The 14714-nt window shown below is 61.1% G+C and carries 15 protein-coding genes and 1 CRISPR repeat array; of the genes, 5 read left to right on the top strand and 10 right to left on the bottom strand.

Annotated elements, in window-relative coordinates; all coding sequences use genetic code 11:
* Positions 1-231: 231 nt before the first annotated feature.
* A CRISPR array of direct repeats spans positions 232-992; the repeat unit is 29 nt; unit sequence ATTGTCCCCACACGCGTGGGGGTGAACCG.
* Between the two features lie 1171 nt (positions 993-2163).
* Both TTER_RS08945 and TTER_RS08940 read right to left on the bottom strand, forming a co-directional pair.
* Positions 2164-4128, bottom strand: coding sequence for an AAA family ATPase (locus TTER_RS08945; RefSeq protein ID WP_012875700.1), 1965 nt, complete (start codon positions 4126-4128; stop codon positions 2164-2166).
* On the bottom strand, positions 4112-4324 hold the full coding sequence (locus tag TTER_RS08940; RefSeq protein WP_012875699.1) for a helix-turn-helix transcriptional regulator: 213 nt from the start codon (positions 4322-4324) through the stop codon (positions 4112-4114). Before TTER_RS08940 ends, TTER_RS08945 begins: the two co-directional genes overlap by 17 nt.
* 223 nt (positions 4325-4547) lie before the next feature.
* On the opposite strand from TTER_RS08940, the gene der reads away from it, so the two are divergent.
* Positions 4548-5894 carry a ribosome biogenesis GTPase Der gene (gene der / locus TTER_RS08935; protein WP_012875698.1) on the top strand — a complete coding sequence of 449 codons (1347 nt, stop codon included), beginning with the start codon at positions 4548-4550 and terminating at the stop codon, positions 5892-5894.
* Between the two features lie 2 nt (positions 5895-5896).
* Entirely contained in the window at positions 5897-6493 is a 597-nt protein-coding gene (gene plsY / locus TTER_RS08930) for a glycerol-3-phosphate 1-O-acyltransferase PlsY (protein WP_012875697.1), read from the top strand.
* Here the strand turns inward: plsY and TTER_RS08925 are convergent.
* Positions 6490-6975, bottom strand: a complete 486-nt coding sequence (locus TTER_RS08925; RefSeq protein ID WP_012875696.1) for a hypothetical protein — start codon at positions 6973-6975, stop codon at positions 6490-6492. The two genes, plsY and TTER_RS08925, sit on opposite strands and share 4 nt — an antisense overlap.
* 36 nt (positions 6976-7011) lie before the next feature.
* On the opposite strand from TTER_RS08925, the gene upp reads away from it, so the two are divergent.
* Positions 7012-7638: a uracil phosphoribosyltransferase gene (gene upp, locus TTER_RS08920; RefSeq protein ID WP_012875695.1), complete on the top strand. Its 627-nt coding sequence runs from the start codon at positions 7012-7014 to the stop codon at positions 7636-7638.
* Positions 7639-7648: 10 nt separating this feature from the next.
* Here the strand turns inward: upp and TTER_RS08915 are convergent, their stop codons facing one another.
* Both TTER_RS08915 and rsfS read right to left on the bottom strand, forming a co-directional pair.
* Complete coding sequence (locus TTER_RS08915) at positions 7649-7834, bottom strand: hypothetical protein (protein WP_012875694.1); 186 nt, start codon at positions 7832-7834, stop codon at positions 7649-7651.
* A gap of 13 nt (positions 7835-7847) precedes the next feature.
* The gene (rsfS, locus tag TTER_RS08910; RefSeq protein ID WP_012875693.1) at positions 7848-8216 is read right to left on the bottom strand and encodes a ribosome silencing factor; all 369 of its coding nucleotides are present in this window, start codon (positions 8214-8216) and stop codon (positions 7848-7850) included.
* A gap of 283 nt (positions 8217-8499) precedes the next feature.
* On the opposite strand from rsfS, the gene TTER_RS08905 reads away from it, so the two are divergent.
* Positions 8500-8784 (top strand): hypothetical protein, encoded by a 285-nt coding sequence (locus TTER_RS08905; protein ID WP_012875692.1) that lies wholly within the window; start codon positions 8500-8502, stop codon positions 8782-8784.
* A 28-nt stretch (positions 8785-8812) separates the two neighbouring features.
* Here TTER_RS08905 and dnaJ read toward each other — a convergent pair whose 3' ends face one another.
* From dnaJ to TTER_RS08880, 5 genes are all read right to left on the bottom strand, one after another.
* Positions 8813-9943: a molecular chaperone DnaJ gene (gene dnaJ, locus TTER_RS08900; RefSeq protein ID WP_012875691.1), complete on the bottom strand. Its 1131-nt coding sequence runs from the start codon at positions 9941-9943 to the stop codon at positions 8813-8815.
* Positions 9944-10055: 112 nt separating this feature from the next.
* A complete protein-coding gene (gene dnaK / locus TTER_RS08895; RefSeq protein WP_012875690.1) occupies positions 10056-11969 on the bottom strand; it encodes a molecular chaperone DnaK in 1914 nt (637 codons plus the stop codon).
* 19 nt (positions 11970-11988) lie between these two features.
* Positions 11989-12594 carry a nucleotide exchange factor GrpE gene (locus tag TTER_RS08890; RefSeq protein ID WP_012875689.1) on the bottom strand — a complete coding sequence of 202 codons (606 nt, stop codon included), beginning with the start codon at positions 12592-12594 and terminating at the stop codon, positions 11989-11991.
* A gap of 18 nt (positions 12595-12612) precedes the next feature.
* Positions 12613-13647 (bottom strand): heat-inducible transcriptional repressor HrcA, encoded by a 1035-nt coding sequence (gene hrcA / locus TTER_RS08885; protein WP_012875688.1) that lies wholly within the window; start codon positions 13645-13647, stop codon positions 12613-12615.
* Between the two features lie 265 nt (positions 13648-13912).
* A complete protein-coding gene (locus TTER_RS08880; RefSeq protein WP_012875687.1) occupies positions 13913-14182 on the bottom strand; it encodes a hypothetical protein in 270 nt (89 codons plus the stop codon).
* A 240-nt stretch (positions 14183-14422) separates the two neighbouring features.
* Here TTER_RS08880 and TTER_RS08875 point away from each other — a divergent pair, with 240 nt between their 5' ends.
* Positions 14423-14656: a Franean1_4349 family RiPP gene (locus TTER_RS08875; RefSeq protein ID WP_012875686.1), complete on the top strand. Its 234-nt coding sequence runs from the start codon at positions 14423-14425 to the stop codon at positions 14654-14656.
* Positions 14657-14714 lie beyond the last annotated feature (58 nt).

Below are 14714 nucleotides of genomic sequence, written 5' to 3'. Positions count from 1 at the left end.
ACGCCCCCCCTGCGACCCACATCAATGACCCCAACCCCTTTTTCCCGAATTCCCGATTCTTAAGTGATCGGGAAATCGGGAATTAGGGGCTGTGCCCTTTCATAGAGGGGACCTGGACACGTTTTGGGGGTATCTTGACAGCCTGGGCGGAGGGGTGTAGAGTAGGAGCTGGCTGATACCAAACGGGGCATCTAAAACTAAACCCCCAGGTAGAATGCGGAGTTAGCAAGTATTGTCCCCACACGCGTGGGGGTGAACCGTCTTACGCGTCTTCTCATGGTTGGTCTCTGCGCATTGTCCCCACACGCGTGGGGGTGAACCGGACACCCTTGAGCTTGTCCCACATCCACTTGAATTGTCCCCACACGCGTGGGGGTGAACCGTGCGGCGGTCGTGGCGCTCACGCAGTTGGCGAATTGTCCCCACACGCGTGGGGGTGAACCGCGCGCTTGGTCATCACGATCACGATCCGGATCATTGTCCCCACACGCGTGGGGGTGAACCGTCCACGGAAGCTCACGGTCAGCTGTGGGGATTATTGTCCCCACACGCGTGGGGGTGAACCGGACCGGCCGGGCACCTGGTTCACCCGCAACGCATTGTCCCCACACGCGTGGGGGTGAACCGGTCCCCGTGCGCTCCTGGAGGCAACCGATGGTATTGTCCCCACACGCGTGGGGGTGAACCGGCCGTGACAAAGGCCAAGCGCAGGGTGACCCATTGTCCCCACACGCGTGGGGGTGAACCGAGCTCACGACCTGGGAGCAGGCGAAATCCCTCATTGTCCCCACACGCGTGGGGGTGAACCGTGGCGTGGCAGGGTGTGGGCACCTCCCGAGACATTGTCCCCACACGCGTGGGGGTGAACCGTACTGTGACGACGACGCCCGCATCCGCGAGGCATTGTCCCCACACGCGTGGGGGTGAACCGGGCTGTGAGCCCAGGTACTGCGCCTGCCACCAATTGTCCCCACACGCGTGGGGGTGAACCGGGGCTCGAGATCGGCGAGAGGCAAGCTGTGCCTTCCTCCCCTTGCGCGGGATACAGAGTGTGAGGGTTGTGGCTTGCGGCTGCAGCAGGGGAAGGGGCATCTCCTGCTGCAGAGGGAGTACTTATGACTAATTCCCGATTTCCCAATTGTTAAGGGATCGGGAAATCGGGAATTTACCATAACACTCACTCCCTTCCAAATTGCCTCCCTACCCCCTCCAGGACTCACTCTGCACCGCGATCCCCTCTGGCTCTCTTCCCCTCCAGGGAGCAGTGACTCGCATCCCTCACCACCCCACCCCAATCTCATCCCGCCTCCCCAACTCCTCCATGACACAACCCTTATCCAACCCCAAGCCCACTCCCCTCCCCAACCCACCTCCATCCCCACCCCACCCTTCTAAACTCCACTGATCCCTACTCTATGACCCAGTCCACTGGACACCACCCAGCGTTCCCCTCTCCAGTGGTGGGAGAGGGGCTAGGGGAGAGGGGGTCCCTGGGACAGAGCAGGACGCCTCAGAGCACTCATATGTTCTCCACAACCTCCCTGGATGGCACCATGGCACAGCTTTGTGGGGGGAGGTGAGGTCATGGAGAGGAGGAGGGGAACCCCAGACGATCCATGATCGTCCGGGGACCCAGGAGGGGCGGCGACTCCCGTCCCCCTCCTCTCCATGAATCCCTAACACACCCAGCCCTGGGTGATCCACCCTAGGGAGAGGTCTGGAGAGATCACTCTCCATGAGAGGAAGCCCCCCTCGCCACTGCGTGGTGCTCCTCCACCAGGAGGAGTGCATGAGAGGATCCTCTCCATGAATCCCTAACACACCCAGCTCTGGGTGATCCACCCTAGGGAGAGGTCTGGAGAGTCCCTCTCCATGAGACAAAGACTCCCTCACCACTGCGTGGTGGAAGATCACCCAGAGGAGAGGCTTGGAGAGACCACTCTCCATGAGAGGCACCCCGCCTGGGGCAGTCCCCCGGAGGGGGGCGGGGGGAGGGGGCACTCCTCCAGGGGCTCGGGGAGAAATTCCCGAATTCCCGATTGTTAAGAGACCGGGAAATCGGGAATTTCGGGAATTGGGGCACTGGAGCTGGTGCCCCACATGAGGGCTGAGGGCATGTCAGGAGGTAGGAGGAGGGGGTGGGGGGATAAAAGGGGGGTGGGGCTATTTTGCCACCCACCTCCCCCTCTCCAGCTGCTGCACCTTCCCCAGCGAGCGCAGCACCGACAGGTGGTTCTGCACCGTCTTCTGGCCCATCTCCAGGTCTTTGGCCAGCTCCTCGGCGCTTGTTCCCTCGGGGTGGCGTGCCAGCGCTATCAGCACCTGCATCGAGCGCGGCAGGTTGCGCTCCACGCCCGCAAGCGTCTCGCTCCCCAGCTGCTCCTCCCTCAGCAGTATCTGGTCTCCCTCCCAGCGGAGACTGAAGCCCAGCGTCAGTCCCCGGGGCGCCAGGTTGCTCTTGCTCACCCTCACCGCGGTGCCTCCGGCCTCTCCCGCCAGCAGCTGCAGCACGTGCCTGCCCTTGCCGTGCTTGGCGAAGGAGCCGTAGGGGCGGTAGTCGCTCAGGTTGGCTCCCGGGGAGGGTTTTGCGTGGTGATCCAGCACCAGCGCCGTTATCTGCAGCTCCTCCAGCCAGGTCAGGATCTCCACCACTGCCGCCACGTCCTTCGTGTCCGACTCGTATGCCCCCAGCGTCAGGGAGTCGAGGATCACCATCGCGGGGGCGAAGTCCCACGAGGCCTCCACCTGTGCCCTCACAGCAGGATCCGTCAGGGAGCCCTGCGTGCGCAGGTAGTAGATCCCCTCCGGCGGGCCCATCAGCCCCATGCCTCGGGAGAGCGCGTAGCTCCTGCGGACGAACTCCTCCGCGTCGAACTCCGTGTCCACGTACGCCACTGGGCCGCCGATCGTCTGCTTTCCCAGGAAAGGACTGCCGGTGCACACGTGCAGCGCCAGCGCCGTCGCAAAAGCGCTCTTGCCTGTGCCCGCGTCTCCGTACAGGAGGGTGATCGTCCCCTCGGGGATGAGGTCCTCGACGATCCAGTCGCGTGGCCGGGGCTCGGGCTGCAGCCACACGGGGACGAACCCGGGATGTTCCCGATTTCCCGATTCTTTAGGGACCGGGAATTCGGGAATACGCTCTTGCCGCCACCTGGTGGCCATCTCGGGAGTGACCGTCTTCACCTTGCGGGCCAGCAGCTTCTCCAGCGGCTCCCTGTAGTCCGCCAGGTCGTACCCCAGCAGGATCTTGACGGAGCCCTCGGGCGCGCCCATCTCCAGCAGGCGCAGGGCTATCCGCTGCATGTGAGCGATGCCTCCCTCGTCGGCGTCGGGCACGAGCACGACCTCCCTGCCCAGGATCGGCCTGAGAGCCTCCTCCCCCGGGGTGGTGGCTGAGCCACAGGCTGTGCCCAGCACGAGGTACTTCTCCGGTGGCAGGAGCTCCGAGAGCACGTCCGCTCCCTTCTCGCCCTCCGTGAGGACGATCGTCGCCCCGGGGGATGACGCCAGATGCTGGCTGCGGTACAGGGGGAGCGATTCCTTCGGCAGGTCGCCCAGGCCCCACGAGCCGTCGGGGAGCTTGTAGGGCATGGACACCTTCACACCCTCGGGATTCTCCACGCGGATGTGGTAGGCCACCAGCGCCCCCGCAGGATCGCGCAGCTCGTAGGTCTTCTCGCCGGCGGGAGAAATTCCCGAATTCCCGATTGTTAAGGGATCGGGAATTCGGGAATTTGTGGGGAGCTCGCCCGCGATCCTTGTGGCCTCCGCCAGCACCTCCTTGAACTGCGAGCTGTTGGTGCGGTCCCAAAGGCCGTTGAAGCGCACGTGCCCGAGGAAGTCGATCACGTCCCCCTTGCGGTCGCAGCCGAAGCACTGCCACCTCTGGCGCGAAGGGTATATCGCCAGGCTGGGAGTCTTCTCCTTGTGGAAGGGGCAAAGGGCCTTCAGGTAGCCCCCCTCCCTTCGGAGCTCGCCCGCGTGGCGCTCCACGAGCGACGCGAGGTCCAGCTTCGACTTGATCTGCCGGATGTCGGTTGTGGGCTGCTTCTGATGTCTTGCGCCGCGTGGCTGGGGGAACGGGGCGTCCGCCCGGGAGGAGTCGACAGGATTACTCCGCATCGCCATCCGCCGCCTCCTTTGCCGGCGCACTCTGGAGCTGCTGCTGCACCCAGTTCTCCAGGACGTCCAGCGGGACCCTGCGAGATCTCGGGGGCACGAGCACCGAGGGCAGGTATCCGGAGTTGACCAGGGCCCAAGCCTTGGCGCGGCTGATGCCCAGGTAGGAGGCGACCTCAGGAACCTTCAAGAGCCGTCTTTGCACGAGCATCCTCCTATTATTATATAATTATGTTCTACTATGTACTGGATAGGCGCATTATAGAAAATATAATCGATACGTGTAAAGACCTGGAGAAGGTGGGGGCTTCGTGGTACGCCCTGGAAGGCCTCGGGGGCGCCGGCTAGAGAACGCTGCCTTCTCTCTTGTATAATGACAAGTTAGTGTATCTCTGTTTTCCAAAATACTTCGAAAGACCAGGTGCTCAATGGCGGCAAAACCAATCGTAGCTATAGTAGGTAGACCAAACGTCGGCAAGTCAACTTTCTTCAACCGCCTGCTGGGGGAAAGGGCAGCGATAGTGCAGGATGAGCCTGGCACCACGCGCGACCGCCTCTACGGCGAGGTCAGCTGGCGCGGCAGGACCTTCACCATCGTCGATACCGGCGGCCTGGAGACCAGCGTCGACTCATCCTCCGATGAGCCCGACCCCATCCGCCGCATGGTTCGCGAGCAGGCAGAGCAGGCCATACGGGAGGCCGACCTGATCGTCTTCATGATCGACGTCAAGACGGGGCCCACCCCCTCGGACTATGAGATAGCCGACCTGCTCAGGCGCACCAACAAGCCCACCATCCTGGCGGTCAACAAGGCCGACTCCCCTCAGCGGGAGTACGAGGCCGTGGAGTTCTACTCCCTCGGCATGGGCGATCCCATCCCCGTCTCCGCCTACCACGGCATGGGCATCACCCCCCTCCTGGACAGGGTCGTCGAGCTCCTCCCTCCCGAGGAAGAGGAGGAAGAGGAAGAGACCGGCCCCGTCGTGCGCATCGCCATCGTCGGCAGGCCCAACGTCGGCAAGAGCCGGCTCCTCAACGCCATCCTGGGGCAGGAGCGCGCCATAGTCAGCGATGTACCCGGCACCACGCGCGACCCCGTGGACACGGAGATCCAGTGGGGCGACCAGCGCATAGTGCTCATCGACACCGCCGGCATACGGCGTCGGGGCAAGGTCGAGTCCGGCATCGAACAGTACAGCGTCTTCAGGACCCTCAGGGCCATCGGCCGCAGCGACGTCGTGCTGCTGCTGATAGATGCTCAGGAGGGCCTCACCGCCCAGGATGAGCACATCGCCGGCTACGTCCTGGAAGAGTACAAGGGGCTGGTGCTGGTCGTCAATAAGTGGGACCTCGTTGAGAAGGACGAGAACACCGCCAACGAATACGTCGCCCACCTCAGGGAGAGAATGCCCTTCGTCGACTGGGCACCCGTCAGGTTCATCTCCGCCAAGTACTCCCAGGGCATCCCCGGGCTGGTGGAGACCGCCCTCAAGATCGCCAGGGAGAGGGAGCGCAGGATCACCACCGCCGCCCTCAACCGCCTGCTGAGGGACGCCGTCGCCGCTCACCAGCCTCCTAGCAAGCCCGGCAAGTGGCTCAAGTTCTACTACGTCACTCAGGCTGATGTCAAGCCACCCACATTCGTCTTCTTTGTGAACGATCCCAAGCAGGTGCAGTTCGGCTACAAGCGCTATCTGGAGAATCGCATACGGGAAGCCTACGGTTTTGAGGGTACTCCCATCAGGATGTACTTCCGCAGCAGACAGGAGACGTAGAGATGTCCGTAGTCATTGCTTGCATTATCGGGTACCTTCTGGGCTCCATACCCAACGGCTACATCGTGGGCAGGCTGATGGCAGGAGTGGACGTGCGCACGGTGGGCTCCGGCAAGACGGGCGCCACCAACGTCCGCAGGCTCGTGGGGTGGAAGGGCTTCTTCCTCGTGCTCTTCATGGACGTCGCCAAGGGCGCCCTGGCGGTGCTGCTCGCTCGGTGGCTCCTGCCCGAACCCAACTACTGGGCACAGGCCGCAGCTGGCGTCTTCGCAGTCGTCGGCCACACCTGGCCCCTGTTCCTGGGCTTCAGAGGTGGCAGGGGACTGGCCACCGGGATGGGCGCCCTCCTGGTGATGGTCCCACTGGCGGTGCTGGTGCTGGCCGTGCTGGGTATCCCCCTGGTGATCATCTCCAGGTACATCAGCCTGGGGTCGGTGACCGGCAGCGCCCTCGCCCCCATAGTGGTGCTGCTGCTGGTGATCTTCCTGCACGAACCATGGGCGTACTTCGTCTACACCCTGGTGGCTGCCCTGCTGGTCATCGCCATGCACAAGGACAACATCCAGAGGCTCCTCCAGGGCACGGAGAGAAGGATCTAATGCCACAGCACCGCCGGCACGAGCGTTCGACGCAGCTTGATCTCCCTGGCCTGCGTGTCGAAGCTCTCACCTACCTGGACCCAGGACTCCGCTGAGAGGGTGAGGAGGCAATGCGGGATCTCGGAGTTGAGCATCACAGATCTGTCCAGCAGGAACACCTGCACGTTCTCCGTCCTTCGGGGCAGCGCCACGCATATGAGCGTCGTGCCGTACTGCGGGGTGAAGATCCTGCGGTTGTTGCACACGTAGAGCACGTCCGTCCAGCGAACGCGCACGCAGTGCAGCGCCAGGCGCCACCCCGTGCTGGGGATGCGCGTGAGAACCTGGTAGTCGTCCTCCCCACGGCTCCGCTTGCCCAGGTCGGGCTGCACCAGCTCTATCGTCTCCCCGTATCGCAGGAAGCTCTCCCTGTCGAGGACGTCGATGGCGATCGGTTGGGATCTCACGAGAGTAATAGTACGCGCTGCATGCCGGAAGGTCAACCTTCAGACACAACATCTTTCATCGGGAGGTAGATTTTGGGCAAGGTACATGTATCCAGTCATCCACTGGTGGCCCACAAGGTCACCCTCCTCAGGGATGTCAACACCGAACCTAAGCGGTTCAGAGAGCTCGTGGACGAGATAACCAGCCTCCTGCTCTATGAGGCCACGCTCGATTTCCCCCTCAGAGAGATCGAGGTCCAGACGCCCCTGGCCACCACCCGCGGGTACGACCTCCAGTGGCGGATCGGCTTCGTCCCCATCCTGCGCGCAGGCCTCGGCATGGTGCCGGCAGCCCTCCGCCTGATGCCCTTCGCCGAGGTGTGGCACCTGGGGATCTACCGCGAGCACGATACCCTCAGGCCCGTGGAGTACTACAACAAGCTCCCGCAGGACATGAAGATCGATGTCGCCCTGGTGCTCGACCCCATGCTCGCCACCGGGGGCTCAGCGGTCGCGGCGGTGGATGTCCTCAAGCTCCGCAACCTGTCCGCCGTGCGCTTCGTGGGGCTCATCGCTGCCCCCGAGGGCATAGAAGCCCTCACCAGGGCGCATCCAGATATCGAGATCTACGTGGCTGCTGTGGATTCACACCTCAACGACCAGGCCTATATCGTGCCCGGGTTGGGGGACGCCGGAGATAGACAGTTCGGGACAGGCTAGCAGGGGAGCTTTACTGGCTGAGCAGATCAAACCTCACCTGCTCCTGCTTGCGGGTGATCGCCCTGAAGAGCCTTCGCACGAGCTGGGTGACGTAATCGCCCAGCTCGTACGTGGCGATTGATCCAAGTACGAGGCCTCCTATGGCGCCTATGACTGCGCCGAATATGAACAGGTTACGTCCTGTAGTTGTCGACATTCCTTCCTCCAGGTTATTGGATGAGCAGCAGAGGCTTCGCCTCCTTCCAGAGCTCATCGAGCTTGTAGAACGCCCTCTGCTCTGGAGCAAAGATGTGCACCATCACGTCCAGGAAGTCTATCAGCACCCAGCCAGAGGCGCTGCTGCCTTCTATCCTTCTGGTGGGCACGCCCATCTCGTCGGCCCTCTCTACCAGGGCCTGAGACAGAGCGTTGATCTGCCTCTCGGAGCTGCCGCTGCAGATCACGAAGAAATCAGCAATGATAGATACGCCCCTGAGGTCCAGCAGCACGATGTCCGATGCCTTCCTCTCAGAGGCTACATCAACCAGTTCTCTCGCCAGTGTCTCCGGTTGTATCTGCGTAGAGTCAGCTGTAACCATCTATACCTCACTAAATTCTACCCGTCACATGTATTCGTAGCAAACATTATGCCCCTTTGTGTGGCTGCCACGCTTGGCAAATTATATGCGATATTTACAATCGTGTGGTTGCGTGCAACCTTGAAGGGGCCTTACGTTGTTATTAACAACGGATAGACATAAATATGCCCATGTGTTGTTGTATAACCTTCCAGGTTGCTGTTGAGTTATGGAATAGGGGATGAGTTTCCGCCCACGCAGGGGATGTAGGGGTATCGCAGGTCTTGTAGCAGGAGGTACAGGTGTGGTAAAGCACAGGGAATCCAGAGAGGATTCTGGTCAGATGTCGCACGAGGCGTTGTGCATCTACGAAGAGTGCAGGTTCTGCAAGCACAGAGTGAACGTGCATCGCACTCCCAACGAACAGGGACAATGCAACCTCGAGCTGCAGGGGGTCATGAAGGTCGAGATGTGTAAGGGGAAGCTGTTCTTCTCCCTGGACCCCAACCGCGCAGCCAAGTACAGGATATGGAAGCTGACTCAGCTGGCAAGGAGGACGCCCAGGGAGAATGGCCTGAGCATGATCTAGGGGACGGGCAGGGGCAAGGAGTCCGTGATCACAGCCCCAGCGACTCCCTGAGCCTGTCGAAGAAGCCCTTCTCGCCCTGCTCGGGCTGAGGCTTCTCGAGGGTGTCGCCCAGCTGCCTCAGGAGCTGCTTCTGCTTCTCGTTCAGGTGGCGGGGTACGACCACCCTGAAGGTGACCACCTGGTCGCCGCGACCGCTGCCCCGCAGGCTGGGCACGCCCTTGCCGCGCAGCCTTATCGTGTCGCCGGTCTGCGTGCCGGGCTCAACCCTCACCTCGGCCGTGCCCTCCAGCGTCGGGATGTCTATGGTGTCGCCCAGCGCCGCCTGCACGATGTTTATGGGCATCTCCAGGTGTATATCCCTGCCGACGCGCCTGAACAGCGGGTGCGGCTTGATGTCGAACTCTATGAACAGGTCGCCGCTCGGTGCCCCAGGATCTCCCGGCTCTCCCTCGCCCGACAGCCTCAGGTGGAAGCTCTCGTCGATGCCCGCAGGCACCCTCACCTCCAGCCTGCGTGGGGCGGTCACCCAGCCCTGGCCCCGGCACTCACGGCACGGGTTGGTGATCACCACGCCCTCGCCCTGGCACGTGTTGCACTGCGTCACCGTCACGAACTGCCCTATAAGGGTGCTCTGCATCCTCCTCACCTCACCTGATCCACCACAGGTGGGGCATCGGGATGGCGAGCTCCCCGGCTCTGCCCTCGTGCCCTGACACCTCGGGCAGACCGTGCGCCTGGTGATCTCTATCTCCTTGGTGGTGCCGAACACGGCCTCCTCGAAGGTCAGCGTCAGCCTGTAGCGCAGGTCGTTGCCCTTGCGCGGGCTCCTCGTCCGCCTCGTGGATGCACCAAAGAGGTTCTCAAATATGGTCTCGATGCCGAAGCCGAACGGGCTGCCGGTGAAGTCGTAGCTGCCGAAGCCGCCGTTGCCCACGCCCTCGTGGCCGAACCGGTCGTACATGGCGCGCTTCTCGGCATCGCTCAGCACCTGGTAGGCCTCGTTGATCTCCTTGAACTTGGCCTCAGCATCGGGCTCCTTGTTCACGTCGGGGTGATACTGCCGTGCCAGACGCCTGTATGCACGGCGTATCTCCTCCTCGGACGCGTTGCGAGGTACTCCAAGGATCTCGTAATAGTCCCTCTTAGTTCTGCTGTCCATAAGCACTCAACTCTAAGTAATGCTATCAACTAACAACTTACCTAATGCGTCGACAGGTGTCAAAAAGCAGTGTGGCCGGAGCACAAACCGACTCCGGCCACACCAGCGAGGCTTAGACCTCTCTGAACTCGCCCTCTATGGTGCCGTCATCAGGGCCCTTGCCCTGGCCGCCCTGTGGCCCCTGCTGGCCGCCAGGCTCCGGCCCGTAGGTACCCGTCGCCTGCTGGCCATACATCTGTGCGCCGATCTGCTGGCTGGCCCTGGCCAGTTCGTCCGTGGCGGTTCTTATCCGCCCGATGTCCTCGCCGGCCATCGCCTGGCGCAGGTCCTCGATCTTGCGCTGGATGTCCGACTTCAGGCTCTCGTTGATCCGATCGCCGTGCTCGCGCAGCACCTTCTCGGTCTGGTAGATCAGCGAGTCGGCGATGTTGCGGGCCTCCACCAGCTCCTTGCGCCTCTGGTCCTCGGCGCGGTGCTGCTCGGCCTCGCGCACCAGCCGCTCCACCTCCTCCTTCGACAGGCCGCTGGAGGCGGTGATCGTCACCTTCTGCTCACGACCGGTCGCCAGGTCCTTGGCCGAGACGTTGAGTATGCCGTTGGCGTCTATATCGAAGGTCACCTCTATCTGCGGCACTCCCCTGGGTGCAGGCGGTATGCCGTCGAGGATGAACCTCGCCAGAGTCTTGTTCTCGGAAGCCATGGGCCTCTCGCCCTGCACGACGTGGATCTCGACCTGCGTCTGGTTGTCCGCCGCGGTCGTGAACACCTGGCTCCTGCGGGTCGGGATGGTCGTGTTGCGTGGGATCAGCGGTGTGGCCACCCCACCCAGCGTCTCGATGGACAGGGTCAGCGGCGTAACGTCCAGCAGCAGGACGTCCTTCACCTCTCCGGACAGCACACCCGCCTGGATCGCCGCACCTATGGCCACCACCTCATCAGGGTTGATGCCCTTGTGAGGCTCCTTGCCAAAGAACTTGCGGACCGTCTCCTGGACCAGAGGCATCCTGGTCTGGCCACCGACAAGCAGCACCTCGTCTATGTCCGACTTGGAGTAGCCGGCGTCCTTCAGCGCCTGCTCCATCGGCGGGATAGTGCGCTCCACCAGGTCGCCGACCAGCTGCTCGAGCTTCGACCTAGTCAGCGTTATGATCAGGTGCTTGGGGCCAGAGGCATCCGCCGTGATGAACGGCAGGTTGATCTCCGTCTGCTGGGTTGTAGACAGCTCGATCTTGGCCCTCTCAGCGGCCTCCTTCAGCCTCTGCAGGGCCATGCGGTCCTGCCTCAGGTCTATGCCCTGGTCTCTCCTGAACTCCTCTATCAGCCAGTCGATGATCCTGTTGTCGAAGTCATCGCCACCCAGGTAGGTGTCACCGTTCGTGGCCTTGACCTCGAACACGCCCTCGCCTATGGCCAGTATGGAGATGTCGTACGTACCACCACCAAGGTCGTAGACTGCGATCTCCTCCTCGCTCTTCTTGTCCAGACCATAGGCCATGGATGCAGCTGTAGGCTCGTTGATGATCCTCTTGACGTTGAGCCCCGCAATAGTCCCCGCATCCTTGGTCGCCTGCCTCTGGCTGTCGTTGAAGTAAGCAGGCACCGTGATCACCGCGGAGTCAACCGTCTCGCCAAGATAGGCCTCTGCGTCCGCCTTCAGCTTCTGCAGGATCATCGCCGAGATCTCCTGAGGGGTGTACCACCTGTCCCCCATCTTGACCTCGACTCCGCCGTTGGCTGCCTGACGAATCTTGTAGGGGACTATCTTCATCGCCTTCTGGACCTCAGGGTCATCGAACCTTCGGCCCATGAACCTCTTGATGGAGAATATAGTGTTCTCAGGGTTGGTGACGGCCTGCCTCTTGGCTATCTGCCCCACCAACCTCTCACCCGTCTTCGGGTTGATAGCCACAACGGAAGGCGTCAACCTCGAGCCCTCAGCGTTGGGAATGATCGTGGGCTCACCACCTTCCATCACAGCCATCACAGAGTTGGTCGTACCAAGGTCTATACCAATAGTTCTTCCCATATCCTCACTCTCCTTTCGGCTACTGTGCTACTTTGACCATGCTTGGCCGCAGCACCCTGTCTCCAAGCATGTAGCCCTTGCGATATTCTTCTACTACGGTTCCGTGCTCAACCCCCTCCACAGGCTCGGTAGATACAGCCTCGTGGATGTTGGGATCAAAAGGCTTCCCCACTGCCTCTATCGGTTTGAGCCCTGCCAGCTCGAGCGTAGAGAACAGCTTGCGCTCGACCAGCAGCAACCCCTCTACCCAGGGACTGCCCTTGAACTCTTCCGGGATAGCCTTCTTCGCTCTCTCGAAATCGTCCAGCACCGACAGCAGGTTGTAGATCAGCGACGCCGTGGCCTCCCTGGACCACGACTCCTTCTCCTGCTCTATCCTTCTCCTGTAGTTGATGAAGGACGCTCTCTCCCGCTTGAGCTCGTCCAGCAGCCCCTGAGCCTTCTCCCGCTCCTGCTGGAGCTGCTGCTCGAGATCAGCCTGGGCTGAGGCCTCGGCAGCCTCGATCTCCTCGACCACGGGCTCAGTCATCTCCATGGGCTCGTTGTCCGCCTGAGCCTTCTCCAGCTCCGGCTCCACAGGCTGAGTGTTCTCCATCTCCTGCTCGTTTCTTGCTTCCTGGGTCATCAGCACCTCCTCGGTCATCTAGCTCTCAAGGTATTTGTCAGAGAGCAGCTCGCTCAGCAGGTTCGACAGGTAGTAGACCGAAGATATCGTGCGCTTGTAGCGCATCCTCATCGGGCCCACTACCGTCAGCAACCCCTGGCTGCCACCCGCAGCTCTGTAGGTGGCCGTGACTATCGCACAGTTCTGCATCTCGGGGATCGGGATCTCCGACCCTATGATCACGTGGACGCCAGGCCACCTGGCGACCCTCTCCGATAATATTCTTAACAAGCTGCCACCCTCGATCATTTCTATCACCGGGCGTGCGCGCTCGCTGCTCTGGAACTCGGGCTGCGCCAGCATCTGCGTCAGCCCCACCTGATGGACCTCTCCGATCCCCGATGCCTGCGACACCACGTCTATCACTGCCCTTACGATATCGCTGACCGGAGCAGGCAGGTCCCTGGCCCTGCGAACCAGCCTGGAGGTCACCTCACCAGCGAACTCGGCGTTCAGAGCCGCAGCGATGCTGTCCAGCTCCTCCTGAGAAGCCTCATAGGGCATCTCGTACACCGACTGCCTCACCGTACCATCGTCCATCACAGCTATCACCAGGGCGGACCTGTCATGCAGCTGTATGAGGTGTATCCGTTTCAGTCGCAGGTTTTCCGACTGCGGGGTAGTGACCAGCGCAGCATTATTTGCCAGCTGCGCCAGCACCGAAGCCGCCAGCTCCGCCCACCTCTCGATGTCTCTTACCCTCTCTATCTGGTGGAACTGGTGCTCCACACGCCTCAGATCCGCCGGGCTGAGACCCAGGTTGTCCATCAGGTTTTCCACATATAGCCGGTAGCCGGCCTCGGAAGGCACACGCCCACCGCTGGTGTGCAGGTGGGTCAAATAACCCATCTTCTCCAGCTCCGCCATCTCGTTGCGCAGGGTAGCAGAGCTCACACCCAAGCCGTACTTGTCCCGCAGCGTCGCGGACGCCACAGGCTTGGCTGTAGCTATGTACTCCTCTATCACCAGCTTGAGCACCAGCCTGGCTCGCTCGGAAAGGTTCAGGTCTCTCATCCTAGCACCCACACCTCTGGAATTAGCACTCTCGCCTTGAGAGTGCTAATCCGGGTATCAGAATAGCATTATAATATGAAAGTGTCAACCTCTTAGTGAGCTCTTTTGGAGAGCGCAAGGAGTGTGAGTAGCGCTAACCGGTGCTTATGGGCGTTGCGAGGGAAGTGTAGAGGATCCAGAACACTGCAACGCCCAGCACCAGCACCACGAGAATTCCTACTACGGTGAATACCCCAGAGTTCTCTTCTTCCATCGGTTATTCAGTTTAGGCAGTAGGTTGTTGAGATTGCTGCTCGCTTGTCGTATCCTCGGGCAGCATCGGCTCGAGGATCTTCTGGATAGCCATCACGTGCTGGCAGTCCCCGAAGGTCGAGAATGTATGGCATCCACAGTTCCACTTGTTGTCCCTGAAACTAACCTCGTACGAGTTGTTATCCCCATTAAATGTAGCCTCGAGATGGTGGATGCGTACCCTCTCCGGCTCCTGCGCATACCTGTGTGCCTTCTCTATCTTGCCTATAAGTCCTGAGTTCATTGGCCACCTCCTGCTTTAACTACCGCTAAAAGCACACATCCGGCAGCCCTCATCGCTACCGGATGTGTTCTATCGCCTCCGTGTAAGAGACTTTCCATTGGTTTGACATTGCCGATACCACCCTTTGGTTTGGATGGATTATATTCCTGGTTTGGACAAGAGTCAACTGTGCAGATGCATGAAAATACCAGCAGCGCCGCTGGCAGGTAATATGCTAAGCTTTCTGCATGAGGGGCGAAGATGTCGAGACCTGAGCTGGAAAGAGTCATCGTTGAGGCCATATCAAAAGAGGATTTCCTGCAGCTGCTGGTGGATTCCCCTTACGACGCGCTGGCCTCCTATGATCTCGACCCCCGCGAGGTAGGAGCCCTGATAGCCGCCAGCGAACCTGACCTGCTGGCGCTTGGGGTGGATCCCCAACTTGTCAGAAAGTATGTAAATATTTTCCATATTTCCAGAGGCGGTGGCGGTTGATTCGATTGACACTGCGGGATTGCAGTTCTATATTTACCGTGTCTACAACTGGGAGAGT

The organism is Thermobaculum terrenum ATCC BAA-798, from assembly GCF_000025005.1.
GTDB classification, from domain to species: domain Bacteria; phylum Chloroflexota; class Chloroflexia; order Thermobaculales; family Thermobaculaceae; genus Thermobaculum; species Thermobaculum terrenum.
Note: the sequence above shows the minus strand (reverse complement) of the source record. Positions and strands in the feature narration are given on the sequence as shown.

What these genes read in the sequence shown, in the direction of transcription:
- TTER_RS08875 (WP_012875686.1), top strand. Translation starts at nt 14,423, where the DNA reads ATGTCGAGACCTGAGCTGGAAAGAGTCATCGTTGAGGCCATATCAAAA.
- dnaK (WP_012875690.1), bottom strand. Translation starts at nt 11,969, where the DNA reads ATGGGAAGAACTATTGGTATAGACCTTGGTACGACCAACTCTGTGATG.
- dnaJ (WP_012875691.1), bottom strand. Translation starts at nt 9,943, where the DNA reads ATGGACAGCAGAACTAAGAGGGACTATTACGAGATCCTTGGAGTACCT.
- rsfS (WP_012875693.1), bottom strand. Translation starts at nt 8,216, where the DNA reads ATGGTTACAGCTGACTCTACGCAGATACAACCGGAGACACTGGCGAGA.
- TTER_RS08915 (WP_012875694.1), bottom strand. Translation starts at nt 7,834, where the DNA reads ATGTCGACAACTACAGGACGTAACCTGTTCATATTCGGCGCAGTCATA.
- TTER_RS08890 (WP_012875689.1), bottom strand. Translation starts at nt 12,594, where the DNA reads ATGACCCAGGAAGCAAGAAACGAGCAGGAGATGGAGAACACTCAGCCT.
- TTER_RS08945 (WP_012875700.1), bottom strand. Translation starts at nt 4,128, where the DNA reads ATGGCGATGCGGAGTAATCCTGTCGACTCCTCCCGGGCGGACGCCCCG.
- hrcA (WP_012875688.1), bottom strand. Translation starts at nt 13,647, where the DNA reads ATGAGAGACCTGAACCTTTCCGAGCGAGCCAGGCTGGTGCTCAAGCTG.
- TTER_RS08880 (WP_012875687.1), bottom strand. Translation starts at nt 14,182, where the DNA reads ATGAACTCAGGACTTATAGGCAAGATAGAGAAGGCACACAGGTATGCG.
- plsY (WP_012875697.1), top strand. Translation starts at nt 5,897, where the DNA reads ATGTCCGTAGTCATTGCTTGCATTATCGGGTACCTTCTGGGCTCCATA.
- der (WP_012875698.1), top strand. Translation starts at nt 4,548, where the DNA reads ATGGCGGCAAAACCAATCGTAGCTATAGTAGGTAGACCAAACGTCGGC.